Origin of the sequence: Curtobacterium sp. AB7 (assembly GCF_044909335.1) — a bacterium.
Classification (GTDB): Bacteria; Actinomycetota; Actinomycetes; order Actinomycetales; family Microbacteriaceae; genus Curtobacterium.
In genome coordinates this window covers 1-18,353 of sequence record NZ_JBIYED010000001.1, presented here as the reverse complement: position 1 = coordinate 18,353, position 18,353 = coordinate 1, and the positions used below count along the sequence as shown (strand labels likewise).

Genomic DNA, 18,353 nt, shown 5'->3' with positions numbered 1-18,353 from the left:
AACGGCCCGAGCGTCCCGACCGGACCGAACCGGGTCAGACCGCGGCGGTCGAGGTGGACGCGCCGGTCCAGTCGCCGGTCGCCAGGTACTCGACCTTCTTGGCGATCGACACCGCGTGGTCGGCGAAGCGCTCGTGGTAGCGGGAGGCCAGGGTGGCGTCGACGGTGTCGATCGGCCCGCCCTTCCACGCCTCGCCGAGCACGAAGTCGAAGACGCTCGCGTGCAGTTCGTCGACGGCGTCGTCCTCGTCGCGGATCTCCGCGGCCAGGGCGATGTCCTCGGTCGCGAGCAGCCGCGTGAGCTTCTGCGACATCGCGACGTCGTGCTTGCCCATCTCCTTGAAGGTGCCGCGGAGGCCCTTCGGCACGACCTTCTCGGGGAAGCGCTGGCGGGCGAGCTGCGCGATGTGCTCGGCCATGTCGCCCATGCGCTCGAGCGAGGAGCTCACGCGCAGGGCGGTGACGACGACGCGCAGGTCGCGGGCGACCGGTGCCTGGCGGGCCAGGATGTCGATGGCGATCTCGTCGAGGCTGTTGGCGGCCTCGTCGATCTTCTGGTCGTCGGCGATCACCTCCTCGGCGAGGGCGACGTCGGAGTCGCTGAAGGCCTGGGTGGCCCGGGTGATGGCGGACTCGACGAGTCCTGCGATCTCGGTCAGTCGCTCCTGGACGTCCTGGAGTTCCTGCTGGAAGACTTCGCGCATGGGGGAGTACCTCTCTCTGCGTACCGGACGAGTGTCGTCAGCCCAGGTGAACGAACGGTGACGTGGGGCTGAACGCTTCGCGATCCGGCCTTCCGAGGCGGGTGAACGGTATCGGAACCCCGCATGACCATCCCTACACTGGCGACATGGACAACGCGTGGCTCGTGCCACTGTCGATGCTCCTCGGCGGGGTCTTCGGCGCGGGCGTCGTGGTGCTGATCATCACCGCCGAGCGCACGGCACGTGCTGCCGACGTGGCGGAACGCACCCTGCCGGACGGCGTCGCAGCGGTGATCGCGACGATGCACAACCCGGCGGTGGTGATCGACCCGTCGAACACGGTCGTGGCCGCATCGCCCCAGGCACTGACCGTCGGACTCGTCGTCCGGCGCCGGCTCGTGCACCAGGAGCTCCTCGACCTGGTCGACCGGGTGCGCAAGAGCGGCGAGATGGGGGCGGAGGACCTCGAGCTCCCGCGCGGACGGCACGGGGAGCTCATCGGCTACCTCAGCTTCCGGGCAGCGCAGCTCGGCAACCGGTACGTGCTCATCACGGCCGACGACCTGACCGAGAGCCGGCGCATCGACGAGGTCCGCCGTGACTTCGTCGCCAACATCTCGCACGAGCTGAAGACCCCGATCGGCGCCATCGGCCTGCTGTCCGAGACGCTCGTGATCGCGGCCGACGACCCGGAGCACGTCAAGAAGTTCGCCGCGCAGCTCATCACCGAGTCCGATCGGCTCGGCGCCCTGACGAAGGACATCATCGAGCTGTCCCGGCTGCAGTCGGTCGACGCGTTGGAGAACAGCGAGGAGACCGGTGTCGACAAGATCGTGCAGGCCGCGGTCGACGCGAACGAGGTCGTCGCGCGGGCCCGCTCGATCGAGATCATCCGGGCGAAGAAGTCGAAGCTCCGGGTGATGGGCGACCCGGGTCTGCTGCAGGTCGCCGTGTCGAACCTCATCGCCAACGCGGTGAAGTACTCGCCCGACGGCACCCGCGTCGGCGTGGGCGTCCGGTCCGCGAAGGGATTCGTCGAGATCGCGATCACCGACCAGGGCGTCGGCATCCCCGAGGCCGACCTGGACCGGGTGTTCGAGCGGTTCTACCGCGTCGACCCGGCACGGTCACGGGCCACCGGCGGCACCGGCTTGGGGCTCGCCATCGTCAAGCACGTCGTGGGCAACCACGGCGGGGACGTCCGTGTCTGGTCGCAGCCCGGCAAGGGCTCGACCTTCACCATCCGCCTGCCCGAGGCGGACACCGAACTGACCACCGCACTCGAAGAGCAACTGGAAGAGCAGCCATCGTGACCAAGATCCTCATCGTCGACGACGAGCCGGCCCTGAGCGAGCCCCTGGAGTTCCTGCTGCAGCGTGAGGGGTACGAGACCTCCGTCGCGGCCGACGGCGTGACCGCGCTGTCGAAGTTCGACTCGGAGAACCCGGACCTGGTGCTCCTCGACCTCATGCTGCCGGGGCTCTCCGGCACCGAGGTCTGCCGCCAGATCCGGACCCGGTCGAACGCGCCGATCATCATGTTGACGGCGAAGGACTCCGAGGTCGACATCGTCGTCGGGCTCGAGCTCGGCGCGGACGACTACGTGACGAAGCCGTACTCGACGCGCGAGCTGCTGGCCCGCATCCGTGCGGTCCTGCGCCGCCGCACCGAGGACGACCCGGCGGACAGCGGGATCCTGCAGGTCGGCGGCATCCGGATGGACGTCGAGCGCCACACGGTGTCGGTGGACGGGTCGGAGACGGCGATGCCGCTCAAGGAGTTCGAGCTGCTCGAGCTGCTGCTCCGGAACGCCGGCCGGGTGCTCACCCGTGGGCAGCTCATCGATCGCGTGTGGGGCTCCGACTACTTCGGGGACACCAAGACGCTCGACGTGCACATCAAGCGCATCCGCTCGAAGATCGAGCGCGTGCCGTCCACCCCGGAGATCCTGGTGACGGTCCGCGGTCTCGGGTACCGCATCGAGGCCTGAGACGCACGGACAGGAGGCCCGGTGCGAGTCCGTGGGACTCACACCGGGCCTCCCGGTCTGAAGCGCTTGCGCTCGCTCGTGCGCGGTGCGGCTACTCGCCGTCCGTCGGCGTGGCGGAGGGGGTCTCGACCGGCAGCGTGATCTGGCTGGTCGGCTCGGGGGTCGAGGTCGGCGCGAGGGTGGCGTACTCCTCCTGCGAGGTGGTCAGCACCGGCACGTTGGCCGAAACGCCCTCGGCGTCGGGGTAGGAGAAGTACACCTTGACGAGCGAGCCGGGCTCGGCGTCCGCGCTGTCGAAGTCGAGGGTGTCGTGCTGCGAGTCGTTCGCCAGGTCGACGTGCGAGTTCGCCGGCACCAGCACGGTCTCGGTGTCCCCGCCGATCTCGACCGACACGGTGATGCCGTCGGTGTCGGAGTTGTTCACCAGCGTGCCGATGAAGCGCGCGCCCTCGCCGTCGTCCGAGATGAGGATGGCGTTCCGCACGTCGACCTTGCCGGTCGAGACGTTGACGCCGTCGGTGATCTGCTTGATGTCGACGGTGTGCGCAGGCGACATGAACTCGCACCCGGTGGCGCCCAGCGCGATGGTTGCCGCAACGGCGACGGACACGAGTACCCGAGCTCGCAAGAGATTCCTCCGTAAGTCGATGAGGACCAGGCGGTCCCGCTCCATCCTAGCGATCACCGGGAAGCCCCAGTGCTGAGGGTCCCCTTACCCGAACACCCCTTGTGGTAAACTGGAAGTCTGGGAACGGAGCCTGATACATGCAATTCGAGGTCGGCGAGACCGTCGTCTACCCCCACCACGGGGCGGCAACCATCTCTGAAGTCAAGACGCGCGTCATCAAGGGCGAGGAAAAGGTCTACCTGAAACTGCGGGTCACGCAGGGTGACCTGACGATCGAGGTACCGGCGGACAACGTCGACCTGGTCGGGGTCCGCGACGTGATCGGCAAGGAAGGGCTCGACAAGGTGTTCGAGGTCCTCCGGGCGCCGTTCACCGAAGAACCCACCAACTGGTCGCGCCGGTACAAGGCGAACCTCGAGAAGCTCGCTTCCGGGGACGTCATCAAGGTCTCCGAGGTCGTCCGCGACCTCTGGCGACGCGATCAGGACCGCGGCCTGTCCGCGGGCGAGAAGCGGATGCTGGCCAAGGCCCGGCAGATCCTGATCTCCGAGCTGGCCCTGGCCGAGAAGACCGACGAGGACAAGGCATCGACCGTCCTCGACGAAGTCCTCGCGTCCTGAGCGCACTGCACACCACGACGACCGCACGGTTCCCCGAAGAGGTGGACCGGGCGGTCGTCGTCGTTGCAGCCGGGTCCGGCACCCGGCTCGGCATCGGCACCGCGAAGGCCTTCGTCCCCGTCGCAGGGCGGCTCATGCTCGCGCGGGCGCTCGAGCCACTGTTCACGCTGTCGTCCCCGACGTTGGTCGTCGTGGTCGCGCCGTCGGCGCTGCTCGAGGACTGCCGTCAGGCGGTTGCCTCGGTCGCGGGCGCTGCGGTCGCGTACACGGCGGTCGTCGCCGGAGGCACGGATCGCCACGGCTCGGTCCAGGCCGGCCTGGCCGTGCTGCCGGACTCCGTCGGTTCGGTGCTGGTGCACGACGCGGCGCGGTGCCTCACGCCGGCGGCGCAGTTCGACCGGGTGTTCGACGCGGTCGAGGGTTCGGTGGCGACCGGCACCGGTGACGGCGTCGTCCCCGCGCTGCCCGTCACCGACACGGTCAAGCGGGTGTCCGGCGACGTGGTCGTCGAGACCGTCGACCGGTCCGCGCTCGTCGGGGTCCAGACGCCGCAGGGCTTCCCGCTCGACGCACTCCGACGGGCGTACGCGGTGTCGACGCAGTCCGAGACCGACGACGCCGGCGTGTTCCAGGCGGCCGGTGGCACGGTGCGCTTCGTGCCGGGCGACGCCGACGCCTTCAAGATCACGACGCCGTGGGACCTCGGACGGGCGGAGTCGATCGTCCGGTCGCGCACCACGGTCGCGGGTGACTCCGCTGCCTCGGCGGTCCGGCTCGGGCTGGGGGTCGACGTGCACGCGTTCGACGTCGAGTCGCCGTGCCGCGTCGGCCTGCTCGACTTCCCCGGCGAACCCGGCCTCTCCGGGCACAGCGACGGTGACGCCGTGGCGCACGCGGTGTGCGACGCCCTGCTCTCCGCCGGTGGCCTCGGTGACATCGGTGGGACGTTCGGTACCGCCGACCCCGCCTACGCCGGAGCCGCGGGGGACGTCTTCATCCGCGGAGCCGTCGGTCTGCTCGCCGACGCCGGCCTGGTACCCGTGTCGGTCACGGTGCAGGTCATCGGGAACCGGCCGCGCATCGGGGCCCGTCGCGCCGAGATGCAGGACGCCCTGTCCGCCGTCGTCGGTGCCCCGGTGGCGGTGTCCGGCACGACGACCGACGGCCTCGGGTTCACCGGCCGGGGCGAGGGGCTCGCCGCGATCGCCACGGCCGTCACCCGACCGGCCTGACGTCCTAGGCTTGGGATCGTGACCGTTCGCCTCTACGACTCCCGCGCCGCAGCCGTCGTCGACCTCGTCCCCCTGGTCGACGGACAGGTCAGTGTCTACGTCTGCGGTCCGACGGTGCAGTCGTCGCCGCACATCGGTCACCTGCGTTCGGCCCTGGTCTACGACATCTGGCGCCGCTGGCTGACGTACCGCGGGCTGCGCGTCACCCTCGTGCGGAACGTCACCGACATCGACGACAAGGTGCTCGACCTGGCCGCCGGCACCGACGAAGCGTGGTTCGCCCGCGCCTACCGCGTCGAGCTCGAGTTCACCGCCGCGTACAACGCCCTCGGCATCCTGCCCCCGACCTACGAGCCGCGGGCCACCGCGAGCGTGCCGCAGATGCACGACATCATCACGAAGCTCATCGACCGCGGTCACGCGTACGTCGCCGCCGACGACTCGGGCGACGTCTACTTCGACACCGGCAGCTGGGAGTCCTACGGTGCCCTGACGCGGCAGCGCCGCGAGGACATGGTCGAGGCCGCCGACGCCGACCCCCGCGGCAAGCGGGACGCCCGCGACTTCGCGCTCTGGAAGGGCGCGAAGCCCGGCGAGCCGTCGACCGCGTCGTGGGACTCCCCGTGGGGGCCCGGCCGTCCGGGCTGGCACATCGAGTGCTCCGCCATGTCGCGGCGGTACCTCGGTCCGGCGTTCGACATCCACGGCGGCGGACTCGACCTGCGGTTCCCGCACCACGAGAACGAGCTCGCGCAGTCCACCGCGGCGGGTGACCCCTTCGCGTCGTACTGGTTGCACAACGGGCTCGTCACGGTCGAGGGCCAGAAGATGTCGAAGTCGCTCGGCAACTCGATCTTCGCCGCCGACTTCCTCGCCGCTGCCCGTCCGGCCGTGGTGCGGTACTTCCTCGGCGCTGCGCACTACCGCTCCTCGATCGACCACCACGACGGCTCGTTGGCCGAGGCCGAGGCCGCCTACGACCGCATCGACGGGTTCCTGCAGCGGGCTGAGGTGCGGCTCGAAGGAGTACACCTCGCCGACGCTCCCTCCGTGCCGGACGCCTTCGCCGCCGCGATGGACGACGACCTCGCAGTGCCCCAGGCGCTGGCCGTCCTGCACGAGACCGTGCGCACCGGCAATGCTGCCCTGGACGCCGACGATGCGGAAACGCTCGGGGTCGCGTACCATCAGGTGGCCGCCATGGTAGAAGTCCTCGGCATCGACCCGCGAGCCGCCCACTGGTCGGGGGGCGGTCAGGACACCTCGGCAGGCCCGCTCGCCGCTCTCGTCGAACGCCTCGTGCAGGAGCGCGCGGACGCCAGGGCAGCACGGGACTTCGCTGCGGCCGACCGCGTGCGCGACGACCTCGCCGCCGCGGGCATCACGATCGAGGACACGCCGTCCGGAACACGCTGGAGCATCGCCTGAACACGGCAGTGCCGAACAGGAGCTACGCATGAAGAACGTCTCGGGAAGCAAGAAGGGTCGGCCCGGCGCCGTCCGCACCGGTCGCAAGGGCAACAAGCAGGTCGGTTCCGGTGGTCAGGGTGCCCAGGCGCTCGAGGGTCGCAAGCCGACCCCGAAGGCCGAGGACCGGCCGTACCACCCCGCCGGCAAGCGCAAGGCAGCGAAGGACCGCTTCGAGGCAGCCAAGGGCCGTCACGGTTCCTCGAGCACCCCGCAGGGCCGCACCGGTCGCCCGCCGGCCCGGAAGACCGATGACTCCGAGCTCGTGACCGGACGCAACTCCGTGCTCGAGGCGCTGCGCACGAAGACCCCGTCGACGACGCTCTACATCGCGTCGCGCATCGAGGTCGATGACCGCGTCAAGGAGATCCTGACGCTCGCGAACCACCGCAGCGTGCCGATCATCGAGCTCATGCGCCCCGAGCTCGACCGCATCACCGGCCACGACAGCGTGCACCAGGGCGTCGCGCTCAAGGTGCCGGCGTACGAGTACGCCGTGTCCGAGGACATCGTCGAGCAGGCCTTCTCGCGCGACCAGGTCCCACTGCTCGTCGCCCTCGACGGCATCACCGACCCGCGCAACCTCGGTGCGATCATCCGCTCGACCGCCGCGTTCGGCGGACACGGCGTCATCGTGCCGCAGCGTCGCTCGGTCGGCGTCACCGCGTCGGCGTGGAAGACCTCGGCCGGCGCCGCGGCCCGCACGCCCGTCGCGATGGCACCGAACCTCACCCAGACGCTGAAGTCCCTGAAGTCGATGGGCCTGTTCGTCCTCGGTCTCGACGGTGACGGCGACGTGGAGCTCGACGGCCTCGCGCTCGCCGACCGCCCGATCGTGATCGTCGTCGGTTCCGAGGGCAAGGGCCTGTCACGCCTGGTCACCGAGACCTGCGACGCGATCGTGTCGATCCCGATCTCGAGTGCGACCGAGTCCCTCAACGCCGGCATCGCCGCGAGCGTCACCCTGTGGGAGGTCGCCCGGCGCCGTCGCGCCGAGTAGCCGCACCGGCACGGGGCCGGCGGGGGTCGGCGCGAACGGTCAGGACACGTCGGCTTGTGTTCGCCGTGTGGTCACGAGTCGTCGGTGCGAGACGCCGCAGGCGACGATCTGTGACCAGTCGGCGCCCACCCGGCGGGGTGTCGTGACCGCTCGACATGCAACGTCACCACCGGCGGTGCGGGCGTGACGGTCTGGAGGGTCGGCGCTGGTCTCCGGGACGCGGGCCGGGCCTCCAGATGGTCGCGTTCTCGAGCCCCGAAGGGTCAGGACACGTCGGCTGGTGTTCGCCGTGTGGTCACGAGTCGTCGGTGCGCGACGCCGCAGGCGACGATCTGTGACCAGTCGGCGCCACCCGGCGGGGTGTCGTGACCGAGCGGGAAACGCGTCAGACGGTGGTGCGCCAGTCCTCGACGTCGGCGTCGTCGTCTGCGGGCTCCGCGTCCTCGACCACGGGGATCGGCAACGTCATCGACGACGTCGGCGGGTTGATGAGCAGGCGCTCGTCGCGGCGGTGGCGCAGCACGTCGTTGATGTACGCCGTCGTGGCCTCGGGCAGCGAGACCGACCGCTCCTCTTCCTGCGACATGAACCAGCGGTGCTCGAGCAGCTCGTGGAAGACCTCGGCGGGCTCGAGGCGTCCACGCAGGTCACGGGGGATCGAGCGGACCACGGGTTCGAAGACCCGCGAGACCCACTCGTGCGCCACCATTTCCTCGTCGAGTTCGTCGCGGCCGTTGCGTGCCCGGTAGGAGTCGAGGTCGTTGAGCAGGCGTCGGGCCTGGTTCTCGCCGGCGTCCAGGCCGGTCAGCCGCAGCAGGCGTCGCTGGTGGTGTCCGGCGTCGACGACCTTCGGCTGGATCCGCACCTGCGAACCACCCTCGGTCGTGTGGATCGAGAGCTCCTCGATGTCGAAGCCGAGCTCGTTGAGCCGCTCGACGCGGTCGTTGATGCGCCAGCGTTCCTTGATGTCGAACTGCTCGGTGCCCGTGAGCTCGGTCCAGAGCGTCCGGTACTGCGCCACGATCCGGTTGGAGACGTCGACGGGGTCGGCGTTCTCGTCCAGCCGTCCACCCGCCTCGAGGTCGAGGAGCTCGCCGGCGATGTTCACGCGCGCGACCTCGAGGTCGTTCTCGCGCTGCCCGTTCGACAGACCGCCGGGGTAGAGCTTGCCGGTCTCGGCGTCGACCAGGTATGCGGCGAACGAGCCCGCGTCGCGACGGAACAGCGTGTTCGACAGCGACACGTCGCCCCAGTAGAAGCCGATGATGTGCAGCCGGACGAGCAGCAGCGCGAGGGCGTCGACGAGACGGGTCGCGGTCTCCGGGCGCAGGGTCTGCGAGTACAGCGCGCGGTACGGCAGCGAGAAGCGCAGGTGGCGCGTCACGAGCACGGGGTGCAGCTGCTCACCGTCGGCGTCCACCCGGTTGGTGATGACCGCGACGGGGTCCACGCACGGCACGTCCATCCGCTGCAGCGTGCGGAGCATGTCGTACTCGGCCCGGGCGACCTCTTCACCGGTCTCCTTGACGGCTGCGACGTAGCCGCTCAGGTGCACGAACCGCACGAGGTGCCGTGAGATGCCCTTCGGCAGGGCGACGATGGTCTCGTCCGGCCAGTCCGCCAGCGGCAGGTCCCACGGCAGGTCGAGCAGGCCGGGGTCGACGGTGGCTGCGGTGATGGACATCGAGTCGGGCACGGTGGATCCTTCGGTGTCGTGGGGGACAGCCGAGAGCCCGCGACCCGCCCTTGTGAGGCGGCGCGGGCTCTCGGGGAGTGCGCTTCGGTTACGCGCTGACGACGGCCTTGTCGTCCAGGCGCTCGCCCGACTCGGTGTCGAAGGCGTGCACGTGGCCCGACTTCGGCGTCACCACGATGGTGTCACCGATCGACGGGTGCGAACGGCCGTCCACGCGGGCGACGATGTCGACGCGCGTGCCCTTGACGTCGGCGTGACCGTAGAGGTAGCCGTCGGCGCCGAGTTCCTCGACCACGTCGACCGTGACGGGCAGGCCCTCGCCCGACTGCGCCACGACGACGTCCTCGGGACGGATGCCCACCGTGATCTGGCCGGAACGCGCGTTGGAGAGCGTGTCGCGGTCGATCGCGTGGTTGAGCGTGCCGAACTTGATGCCGCCCTCGACGACGTCGGCCGGCAGCAGGTTCATCGCCGGCGAGCCGATGAAGCCCGCGACGAAGACGTTGTTCGGCTTCTCGTACAGGTCGCGCGGCGTGCCGACCTGCTGCAGGATGCCGTCCTTGAGCACCGCGATGCGGTCACCCATGGTCAGTGCCTCGGTCTGGTCGTGCGTGACGTAGACCGTGGTCACGCCGAGACGACGCTGGAGCGACGCGATCTGCGTACGGGTCTGGACGCGGAGCTTGGCGTCGAGGTTCGACAGCGGCTCGTCCATGAGGAACACCTGCGGCTGGCGGACGATCGCACGGCCCATCGCGACGCGCTGACGCTGACCACCGGAGAGCGCCTTCGGCTTGCGGCCGAGGTAGTCCTCGAGGTCGAGGAGCTTGGCGGCCTCCTGCACGCGGGTGGCGCGCTCGTCCTTGCCGACACCGGCGATCTTGAGCGCGAAGCCCATGTTCTCGGCGACGGTCATGTGCGGGTACAGCGCGTAGTTCTGGAACACCATCGCGATGTCGCGGTCCTTCGGCGGGACGTCCGTGACGTCGCGGTCGCCGATGCGGATCTGACCGGAGTTGACCTCTTCGAGGCCGGCCAGCATGCGGAGCGAGGTGGACTTGCCACAACCCGAGGGGCCGACGAGGACGAGGAACTCGCCGTCGGCGACGTCCAGGTCGAGGGAGTCGACCGCGGGACGGTTGCCTCCGGGGTAGAGACGGGTTGCCTTGTCATAGGTGACGGACGCCATGAGCGTTCGGTCCTTTCTTCACCGGCAGGTACGTGCCGGACGATCCGAGTGAAGCGGTCAGCCCGCGAGGGCCCCGGATGGTCGTCGTCGACCATCGAGGTTCATACAACACGAGTTCTCGCGGGTGCGCCAGTGTTTTCCACCTGGCCGGTCGGTTCCCAGAGCGTGGTTGGGTGGTTCCCAGAGCGGCCCACTACAATCGCCGGGTCCGTCCGCCGAGCGGGGGTAGGTCGTGCGGACGCCGATCAGGAGGACGACGCACCGATGACCAACCGCCCCGAGGGTGACGCCCGCGCCGCGCGGAACGAGCGCCGCGAAGCCGCCCGACAGCGAGCGCAGCGCCACAGGACACAGCAGAAGCGCCGCCAGCGCGGAACCCGGCTCGGACTCCAGATCGGACTCGGTGTCGTCCTGCTCGCAGCGGCCGCCGTCGTCACGCTCGTCCTGGTCGACTCCGTGAAGCCAGCAGGCCCCGGACCCTCGACCATGTCGCAGGGCGGCATCACCCTCGGCGAGGGGCTCAAGCCCGTGACCGCGTCGAGCAGTGCATCGCCGAGCGCCTCGGCGACCGCCGGTGCGGGCACGGTGCGCATCACGCTGTACGTCGACTACCTCTGCCCGACCTGCGGCGCATTCGAGCAGGCCAACGGCGACTACATCGAGAGCCTCGTCGACTCCGGCGCCGCCACCGTCGACATCCACCCCGTCGCGGTCCTGTCGAACCGCTCGCAGGGCACGAAGTACTCCCTCCGCGCCGCGAACGCCGCGGCCTGCGTCGCCGAGCACTCGCCGGACCAGTTCTACGCGGTCAACAAGGCGCTCTACGCCGAGCAGCCGGAAGAAGGCACGCCTGGCCTGACCGACGCGCAGCTCACGAAGGTCGTCACCGGGGTCTCCGGCCTGCAGGACCGCCGGGCCGTCACGAGCTGCATCGCCGACCAGGACTACAGCAAGTGGGTCGACGAGCAGACGACCGCGGTGTCCGGCGGCGACATCCCCGGATCCTCGCTGAGCGAGTTCCCCGGTACGCCGCTGGTGCTCGTCAACGGGCAGCAGTACGAGCTGACGTCGCCGATCACGAACGACGACTTCCGCACCTTCGTGGTCACCGCGGCCGGCGCCACCGAGGCCACGCCCACCCCGACCCCCACGCCGAGCGCGACGCCGTCCCGCACGCGGAGCGCGACACCGACGCCCACGCCGACGAAGGGCTGATCCCTACAGCGACGACCCGGGGACGCTGAACGTGTCGCAGCTCGTCGCGCCCTGCTGGTAACCGCGGACGAACCACTTCTGGCGCTGCTCACTCGAGCCGTGCGTGAACGAGTCCGGGTCGACCCGGCCGCTCGAGCGCTCCTGGATGCTGTCGTCGCCCACGGCGCTCGCGGCGGACAGGGCATCGGCGATCTCGGACCGGCTGATCGGCTCGAAGAAGGTCTCGCCGTTCGCGTCCTCGGTGTTCGCCGCGTCGCCGACCCAGGCGCCGGCGTAGCAGTCGGCCTGCAGCTCGACGCGGACACTGCCGGACGACGCCCCGGTGCCCGAACGGTCCGTGCTCGCGAAGGCACCCTGCAGCTGCTGGATGTGGTGGCCCCACTCGTGCGCGACGACGTACATCTGCGCGAGCGGCCCGCCGGACGACCCGTACTCCGACTGCAGGTCGTCGTAGAACGCGGTGTCGAGGTAGATCGCGCGGTCCGGCGGGCAGTAGAAGGGCCCGGTTGCAGCGGACGCCTGACCGCACGACGTGTCGGTCGAGCCGTCGAACAGGAAGAAGTCCGGCGCCGTGTACGCGATGCCGAGCTTCCGGGCCTCGGCCGCCCAGTAGCCGTCGAGTGACTCGGCTGCCCCTTCCATCCGGCACTCGACCTTCAGGTTGGCGTCTCGCCCGGTGCGGCACTCCGGGGCGGCGTCCACGGTCTCGCCCTGCTGCTGGATCTGCGTCGTGCCGCTGCCGCCGTCGACGAACCCGCTCAGGTCGAAGCCCGTGAACTGCGCGATCAGGAAGACGACGATCGCCGTGACGCCGACGGCACCGCCGCCGACCGCGGCCGTCCGACCCCGGCGCTTCACCCTGCCGCCCTTGAGCTGCGAATCGTCGTTGAACGTCATGCCCCCGAATGTACGGCCCACGGGACTCGCACGCCGCACGCATGCCCCGCGCGTACCGTCTGGGACGTCGGCGACCCCGACACATGTCGTACAACCGGAAGGAACCACAACCATGGCCACTCCCATCAGCACCGTGATGAGCCCCGCACGCTACGTGCAGGGCAAGGACGCGATCACCCGCGTCGGCGAGTTCGTCGCCCCCATCGGCAAGCGCCCCCTGATCGTCGCCGACGACGTCGTGTGGGGCATCGTCGAGGCCGCGGTGACGACGAGCTTCCAGGCGGCCGACCTGCGGGTCGAGCGGGTCGGCTTCGGTCGCTTCGCCACTCCGAAGGCGGTCGACGACCTCGTCGAGCAGATCCGGTCGACCGACGCGGATGTCATCGTCGGGCTCGGCGGCGGTTCAGCGATCGACGCGGCCAAGGCCTCCGGACACCTGGCCGGCATCCGCTGGGCGAGCGTCCCGACAGCGGCGAGCACCGACGCCCCGACCTCGGCGCTCGCGGTGATCTACTCCGAGGAAGGGGAGTTCATCGAGTACCGGTTCTTCCCGCACAACCCCGACCTCGTCCTCATCGACACGAAGCTCGTCGCGAACGCGCCCGTCCAGTTCCTGGTCGCGGGCATCGGCGACGCCCTGGCCACCTGGGTCGAGGCCCGTGCCGCCAAGCGTGCGAACGCCGACACCATGGCCGGCGGGTTGCAGACCGAGACCGGCGTCGCGCTCGCCGAACTGTCCTGGAAGCTGCTGCACGAGAACGCCCTGCAGGCCATCGAGGCCGTGAAGGCCGGGGTCGTGACGCCCGCGCTCGAGAAGGTCGTCGAGGCGAACACCCTGCTGTCGGGCCTCGGGTTCGAGTCCGGCGGACTGGCGGCAGCGCACGCGATCCACAACGGCCTGACCGCCGCTCCGCAGGCGCACGGTCTGGCGCACGGGCAGAAGGTCAACATCGGCACGATCGCGCAGCTCGTGCTCGAGGGTGCACCGGCCGAGGAGATCGAGGACTTCGTCGTCTTCACCACGAAGGTGGGCCTGCCGAACACCCTGACCGAGATCGGCCTGACCGTCGACGACACGACGGAACTCCGCGCCGTGGCCGAGGCCGCGACCGTCGCGGGCGAGACCATCCACAACATGCCGTTCCCGGTCACGCCGGAGCTCGTGGTGGACGCACTCATCGCCGTCGAGGGCATCGCGCGCAGCATCCGCGCCGAGCACGGCCTGCCGGAGCCGGTCCTGTACCAGCACCACTGAGGGACGGCTGCGCTGACGGATCGGGGTCAGGTGCGGACCAGCGGCTCCATCGTCGCCAGGTCCGTGCCGATCCCGACGTCCACCAGCTCGATCCGTCCCGCGAGGGTGGCGGCCGGCCCGGTCAGCAACCCGGCCTTCACCCCGCCGAACGTGACCGTGACGTCGGCGTGCAGGACGTGGTCGTCCGCGATCCCGCCGGTGTCGACGTCGATGCCGCTCGGCACGTCGACGGCGACGACGAACGGTGCGCGCTGGTCGCGGGCGAGCTCACGGATGGCGTCGACGACCTCGCGGGCGGGGGAGCGGAGGGCCGCAGGCCCCCGCACCCCGATCCCGAGGATCGCGTCGAGCACCAGGTCGGCGTCGAGTGCCGCGTCCGTCACCGCAGCCTCGGGTCCCGCAGGATCATCAAGGAGGCGCACCCCGGCGTCCAGCGCCGCTGCCAGGCCCGCCTCGTGGACACGTGAGCCGACGCGCAGGACCGCCACGTGCCTCCCGGCCGCCGCCAGCCGCGCACCCGCGAACAGGGCGTCGCCACCGTTGTCGCCACTGCCCACCAGCAGCAGGACGGACCCCGGTCCGTCGCCCGGCCGGACGGCCGGATCGTCGAGCAGGTCGCCGACGATGCGGGCCAGGCCGTCGGCCGCTCGTTGCATGAGGGGCTCACCCGCGTCGAGGTGCGGCCGCTCTGCCGCCCGGATCTGGTCACCGCCGTAGCCGTCCATGACGACCACAGTGCCCCGGTACCCTGGAGGGGACATGTCACTCGTCCCCGAAGCGCCCCGTCCCCGCATCGTGATGTCGCCCGACGGCCTCCGGATCGCGACCTACGACTTCGGCGATCCCGACGCCCCTGCGGTCGTCGCGGTGCACGGGTTCGCCTCCGGTGCGGTGCTGAACTGGCACGCCTCCGGCTGGACCCGCGACCTCGTCCGCGCCGGGTACCGTGTGCTGGCGTTCGACCAGCGCGGGCACGGCGCGAGCGCGAAGCCGCGCGATCCCGGTGCGTACTCGATGGACCTGCTGGTGGCGGACGTCACGACCGTCATCGACACCCACCTGCTCGACGAGGTCGCGTTCCTCGGGTACTCGCTCGGCGCACGCGTCGGCTGGCACACCGCCGAACGGCTGCCGGACCGCATCACCCGCGCGGTGTTCGGTGGGATCCCCGACGCCGACCCGATGCGCCGCGTGCGGGTCGACCAGGCCAAGGCGTACCTGGCGGACGGCACACCGATCGAGGACCGCGTGACCAACGGCTACCTGACCATGGCGGGGAACGTCGAGGGGAACGACCTCGCGGCGCTCGTGGCGATGGTCGAGGGGATGCGGAACAGCATCGAGCCGACGCCCGACAACGCCCCCGCGCAGCCGATCCTGATGGCCGCCGGCAGCGAGGACGGCATCCGCGACAGTGCCGTGCGGTTGGCGCAGGCGGCCCCGGACGCGTCGTTCTTCGAGATCCCGGGGCGGAACCACTTCAACGCACCGACGTCGCGGGCGTTCCGCGAGGCCGCACTGGCGTTCCTGCGGGGCTGACGCCTGTCCGCGTCGCGCTGACGGGTACTGCCAGGTCCTCGTTGACGAAGGCCGTCGCGCGTACCGTCCCCGCCATGGAATACAGACTCCTCGGCAACAGCGGGACATCGGTGTCGACGCTGACCCTCGGCACCATGACGTTCGGCAGCGAAGCCGACGAACCCACCTCCCACACCATCATCGACACGTTCGTCGCGGCCGGCGGCACCCTCATCGACACGGCCGACGTCTACTCGGGCAACGAGTCCGAGCGGATCATCGGCCGCTGGCTCGCGGCACACCCCACCGAGGCGCAGCAGGTCGTGCTCGCCACCAAGGGCCGCTTCCCGCAGGGCGACGGTCCGAACGACGTCGGCCTGTCGCGCCGGCACCTCCGGGTCGCCCTCGACGCCTCGCTCGAGCGCCTCGGCGTCGAGCACATCGACCTGTACCAGATGCACGCCTGGGACGCCCTGACGCCGATCGAGGAGACGCTCCGGTTCCTCGACGACGCGGTCTCCGCCGGCAAGATCGGCTCGTACGGCTTCTCGAACTACCTCGGCTACCAGATCACGAAGGCCGTGTACGAGGCGAAGGCGCACGGTTGGGCCCCGCCGGTCACCCTGCAGCCGCAGTACAACCTGCTCGTCCGCGACATCGAGCACGAGATCGTGCCCGCCAGCCTCGACGCCGGGATCGGCCTGCTGCCCTGGTCGCCCCTGGCCGGCGGCTGGCTGTCCGGCAAGTACCAGCGAGACGAAGCACCCACCGGCTCCACCCGCCTCGGCGAGAACCCGGCACGGGGCATGGAGGCCTGGGAAGCGCGGAACGGTGACGAGCGCACCTGGGCCGTCCTCGACGCGGTGTCCGCGGTCGCCGACGCGCACGGCGCCTCGCGGTCGCAGGTCGCCCTCGCCTGGCTGCTCGCCCGGCCGGCGGTGACGAGCGTGATCCTCGGCGCCCGGACGGTGTCCCAGCTCGAGGACAACCTCGGTGCGGCCGACCTCGTGCTGACCGATGCGGAGCTCACGCAGCTCACCGACGCCAGCGCGCCGCGCATCGACGACTACCCGTACGGCACCGCCGGCGTCGCCCAGCGGGAGCGCAAGATCACCGGCGGACGCTGAAGATCCGTGCACGTTCGTGCGGATTCGCGCGGATGTGGGGTCCGGGTGTGGACGCACGGTTCGGTGAGGTGTCATCCTCGTCGCACGACCGGCTGGTTACCGTGTCCAGCGCCGGGAACACTCCCTGATCCGTGTTCCACATGCGCCGATGCCCCGGGTGAGTGATCACCCGGGGCATCGCTCCGCCGGACGGCGGTTGTGGGCCGGCAGCGGGACTTGAACCCGCAACCCCCGTATTACAAGTACGGTGCGCTACCAATTGCGCCATGCCGGCTGACGCCGCTCATCCTACCGGTGAGGGCGTCGGGGTCTCACTCGGCCGGCTTCTCCGAGAAGTTCAGCGAGATCGAGTTCATGCAGTACCGGTCGCCGGTGGGGGTGCCGAAGCCGTCGGGGAACACGTGGCCCAGGTGCGAACCGCAGTTCGCGCAACGGACCTCGGTGCGCACCATGCCGAGCGACTTGTCGTCGATCAGCTGGACGGCGTCGGGGTTCACCGACTCGTAGAACGACGGCCAGCCGCAGCCGGAGTCGAACTTCGTGCCGCTCTTGAACAGCTCCGCGCCGCAGGCCGCACAGGTGTAGACGCCGGCACGCTCCTCGTCGAGGAGTTCACCGGTCCACGGCCGTTCGGTCCCCGCCTGACGCAGGACGGCGTACTGGTCCGGGGAGAGCTCCTCGCGCCACTGGGCGTCGGACTTGTCGACGTTGTATGCCATTGTTTCCTCCTGCTTCCGGTCGGGTTCTTCCGGGCACTCCCGACCACTTCAGTAAACTCGCGACGATGTCCGAGCATTCCGTGCACCACGCCCGCTGGACCCGTCTGACGACGGACGAACTGTACGGCATCGTGGTGCTCCGGAACCGCGTCTTCGCACTCGAACAACGGGTGACGGCCGAGGACTTCGACGGCCGTGACCGCGAGCCCGAGACCGAGCACTGGTGGTTCGGTACGGACACCGGAGCGGTTGGGTACCTGCGCCTGATCCGACCGTCTGCCGACGAGGAACACCCGGCGGACGCACCGCCGCCGTCCTGGGTGATCGGCCGGGTCGCGACGCACCCCGACCACCGTGGGCAGGGCATCGCCGGCCGGCTCGTCGCCGCCGTGCTCGCGGCCCACGGGCACGAACCCGTCGTCCTGCACGCCCAGGAGTACGTCGCCGCGCTCTACGAACGCCACGGCTTCGTCCGGTTCGGGGCACCCTACGACGAAGCCGGCATCCGGCACGTCGGCATGCACCGCCCGGGGCGCTGATGGGCACCCTCGGCCGCTACGCCGCCTACGCCGACCGCATCGAGGCCGTGTCCCCGTCCTACGCCGCCTGGGCGCGGTCACTCGACCCCGGGTTGGTCGCGCTCCTCGACGAGGTGGCCGAGCAGCAGCGGCAGCCGGAACTGCTCTTCGCGGTCGCGCGGCGGCTCGGCGCGGATCCGTCGGACCCCGGTGCGCTGCGCGCGATCGGTCGGGAGGCCCGCCCCGCCCTGGTCGCAGCGCTCGCCTCCGCCACGGTGCAGGCCAACGACCCGCGGCGGCTCGGTCCCGTCGTCCCGCTGTTCGCGGCGCTCGCCGAGCGGGCCTCGCGGCCGCTCGGGCTGGTGGACGCGGGGGGCGCCGCCGGGCTCTGCTCGATCCCGGACCGGGTCACGCTCGACCACCGGACATCGGAGTCCCGGGTGCCGGCGGATCGCGCCCCGGAGCTGTCGTGGGGGCCCCCCCCCCCCGGGGGGGGGCCCCCCCCCCCGGGGGGGGGCCCCCCCCCCCGGGGGGGGGCGGGGGGGGGGGGGCCCCCCCGCCCGGGAGCGGGCGCTGGTG

The 18,353-nt window shown here is 70.7% G+C and carries 19 protein-coding genes and 1 tRNA gene; 12 read left to right on the top strand and 8 right to left on the bottom strand.

Annotation, left to right across the window (positions count from 1 at the left end; translation table 11 throughout):
• Positions 1-34 precede the first annotated feature (34 nt).
• Entirely contained in the window at positions 35-703 is a 669-nt protein-coding gene (gene phoU, locus ABH929_RS00100; protein ID WP_111085245.1) for a phosphate signaling complex protein PhoU, read from the bottom strand.
• A 146-nt stretch (positions 704-849) separates the two neighbouring features.
• Between phoU and ABH929_RS00095 the strand changes: the two genes are divergently transcribed.
• Entirely contained in the window at positions 850-2,016 is a 1,167-nt protein-coding gene (locus tag ABH929_RS00095) for a sensor histidine kinase (protein ID WP_404559703.1), read from the top strand.
• The gene (locus ABH929_RS00090; protein ID WP_111085241.1) at positions 2,013-2,693 is read left to right on the top strand and encodes a response regulator transcription factor; all 681 of its coding nucleotides are present in this window, start codon (positions 2,013-2,015) and stop codon (positions 2,691-2,693) included. Before ABH929_RS00095 ends, ABH929_RS00090 begins: the two co-directional genes overlap by 4 nt.
• Positions 2,694-2,784: 91 nt before the next feature.
• Here ABH929_RS00090 and ABH929_RS00085 read toward each other — a convergent pair whose 3' ends face one another.
• The gene (locus ABH929_RS00085; RefSeq protein WP_205463223.1) at positions 2,785-3,249 is read right to left on the bottom strand and encodes a hypothetical protein; all 465 of its coding nucleotides are present in this window, start codon (positions 3,247-3,249) and stop codon (positions 2,785-2,787) included.
• A gap of 209 nt (positions 3,250-3,458) precedes the next feature.
• Between ABH929_RS00085 and ABH929_RS00080 the strand changes: the two genes are divergently transcribed.
• Genes ABH929_RS00080 through rlmB form a run of 4 tightly spaced genes read left to right on the top strand, consistent with a single transcriptional unit; the run spans position 3,459 to position 7,640 of the window.
• Positions 3,459-3,941, top strand: a complete 483-nt coding sequence (locus tag ABH929_RS00080; RefSeq protein WP_017888066.1) for a CarD family transcriptional regulator — start codon at positions 3,459-3,461, stop codon at positions 3,939-3,941.
• Positions 3,942-3,982: 41 nt separating this feature from the next.
• A complete protein-coding gene (gene ispD / locus ABH929_RS00075; protein ID WP_404559702.1) occupies positions 3,983-5,173 on the top strand; it encodes a 2-C-methyl-D-erythritol 4-phosphate cytidylyltransferase in 1,191 nt (396 codons plus the stop codon).
• An 18-nt stretch (positions 5,174-5,191) separates the two neighbouring features.
• Positions 5,192-6,601, top strand: a complete 1,410-nt coding sequence (cysS, locus tag ABH929_RS00070; RefSeq protein WP_404559701.1) for a cysteine--tRNA ligase — start codon at positions 5,192-5,194, stop codon at positions 6,599-6,601.
• A gap of 28 nt (positions 6,602-6,629) precedes the next feature.
• Positions 6,630-7,640, top strand: coding sequence for a 23S rRNA (guanosine(2251)-2'-O)-methyltransferase RlmB (gene rlmB, locus ABH929_RS00065; protein ID WP_111085235.1), 1,011 nt, complete (start codon positions 6,630-6,632; stop codon positions 7,638-7,640).
• A 385-nt stretch (positions 7,641-8,025) separates the two neighbouring features.
• Here the strand turns inward: rlmB and ABH929_RS00060 are convergent, their stop codons facing one another.
• Both ABH929_RS00060 and ABH929_RS00055 read right to left on the bottom strand, forming a co-directional pair.
• Positions 8,026-9,336, bottom strand: coding sequence for a DUF4032 domain-containing protein (locus ABH929_RS00060; RefSeq protein WP_404559700.1), 1,311 nt, complete (start codon positions 9,334-9,336; stop codon positions 8,026-8,028).
• An 88-nt stretch (positions 9,337-9,424) separates the two neighbouring features.
• The gene (locus ABH929_RS00055; protein ID WP_123311994.1) at positions 9,425-10,525 is read right to left on the bottom strand and encodes an ABC transporter ATP-binding protein; all 1,101 of its coding nucleotides are present in this window, start codon (positions 10,523-10,525) and stop codon (positions 9,425-9,427) included.
• A gap of 264 nt (positions 10,526-10,789) precedes the next feature.
• Between ABH929_RS00055 and ABH929_RS00050 the strand changes: the two genes are divergently transcribed.
• A complete protein-coding gene (locus tag ABH929_RS00050; protein WP_404559699.1) occupies positions 10,790-11,740 on the top strand; it encodes a DsbA family protein in 951 nt (316 codons plus the stop codon).
• 3 nt (positions 11,741-11,743) lie between these two features.
• On the opposite strand, the gene ABH929_RS00045 is transcribed toward ABH929_RS00050, so the two are convergent.
• Positions 11,744-12,637 carry a neutral zinc metallopeptidase gene (locus tag ABH929_RS00045; protein WP_263055277.1) on the bottom strand — a complete coding sequence of 298 codons (894 nt, stop codon included), beginning with the start codon at positions 12,635-12,637 and terminating at the stop codon, positions 11,744-11,746.
• A gap of 112 nt (positions 12,638-12,749) precedes the next feature.
• Here ABH929_RS00045 and ABH929_RS00040 point away from each other — a divergent pair, with 112 nt between their 5' ends.
• Entirely contained in the window at positions 12,750-13,892 is a 1,143-nt protein-coding gene (locus tag ABH929_RS00040; protein WP_404559698.1) for a glycerol dehydrogenase, read from the top strand.
• Between the two features lie 26 nt (positions 13,893-13,918).
• Here the strand turns inward: ABH929_RS00040 and ABH929_RS00035 are convergent, their stop codons facing one another.
• On the bottom strand, positions 13,919-14,653 hold the full coding sequence (locus ABH929_RS00035; protein ID WP_263092187.1) for an NAD(P)H-hydrate epimerase: 735 nt from the start codon (positions 14,651-14,653) through the stop codon (positions 13,919-13,921).
• On the opposite strand from ABH929_RS00035, the gene ABH929_RS00030 reads away from it, so the two are divergent.
• Together ABH929_RS00030 and ABH929_RS00025 are read left to right on the top strand one after the other, a co-directional pair.
• A complete protein-coding gene (locus ABH929_RS00030) occupies positions 14,652-15,431 on the top strand; it encodes an alpha/beta fold hydrolase (protein ID WP_404559697.1) in 780 nt (259 codons plus the stop codon). The genes ABH929_RS00035 and ABH929_RS00030 overlap by 2 nt on opposite strands.
• Before the next feature lie 74 nt (positions 15,432-15,505).
• Positions 15,506-16,537, top strand: coding sequence for an aldo/keto reductase (locus ABH929_RS00025; RefSeq protein ID WP_205463216.1), 1,032 nt, complete (start codon positions 15,506-15,508; stop codon positions 16,535-16,537).
• A gap of 201 nt (positions 16,538-16,738) precedes the next feature.
• Here ABH929_RS00025 and ABH929_RS00020 read toward each other — a convergent pair.
• Both ABH929_RS00020 and msrB read right to left on the bottom strand, forming a co-directional pair.
• Positions 16,739-16,811 (bottom strand) — tRNA-Thr (locus ABH929_RS00020).
• Positions 16,812-16,848: 37 nt separating this feature from the next.
• Positions 16,849-17,256, bottom strand: coding sequence for a peptide-methionine (R)-S-oxide reductase MsrB (msrB, locus tag ABH929_RS00015; RefSeq protein ID WP_205463215.1), 408 nt, complete (start codon positions 17,254-17,256; stop codon positions 16,849-16,851).
• A gap of 65 nt (positions 17,257-17,321) precedes the next feature.
• Here msrB and ABH929_RS00010 point away from each other — a divergent pair, with 65 nt between their 5' ends.
• A complete protein-coding gene (locus ABH929_RS00010) occupies positions 17,322-17,795 on the top strand; it encodes a GNAT family N-acetyltransferase (protein ID WP_404559696.1) in 474 nt (157 codons plus the stop codon).
• Positions 17,795-18,353: DUF2332 family protein (locus ABH929_RS00005; RefSeq protein ID WP_404559695.1), on the top strand; the 559-nt coding region annotated here is incomplete at its 3' end. The genes ABH929_RS00010 and ABH929_RS00005, both read left to right, overlap by 1 nt.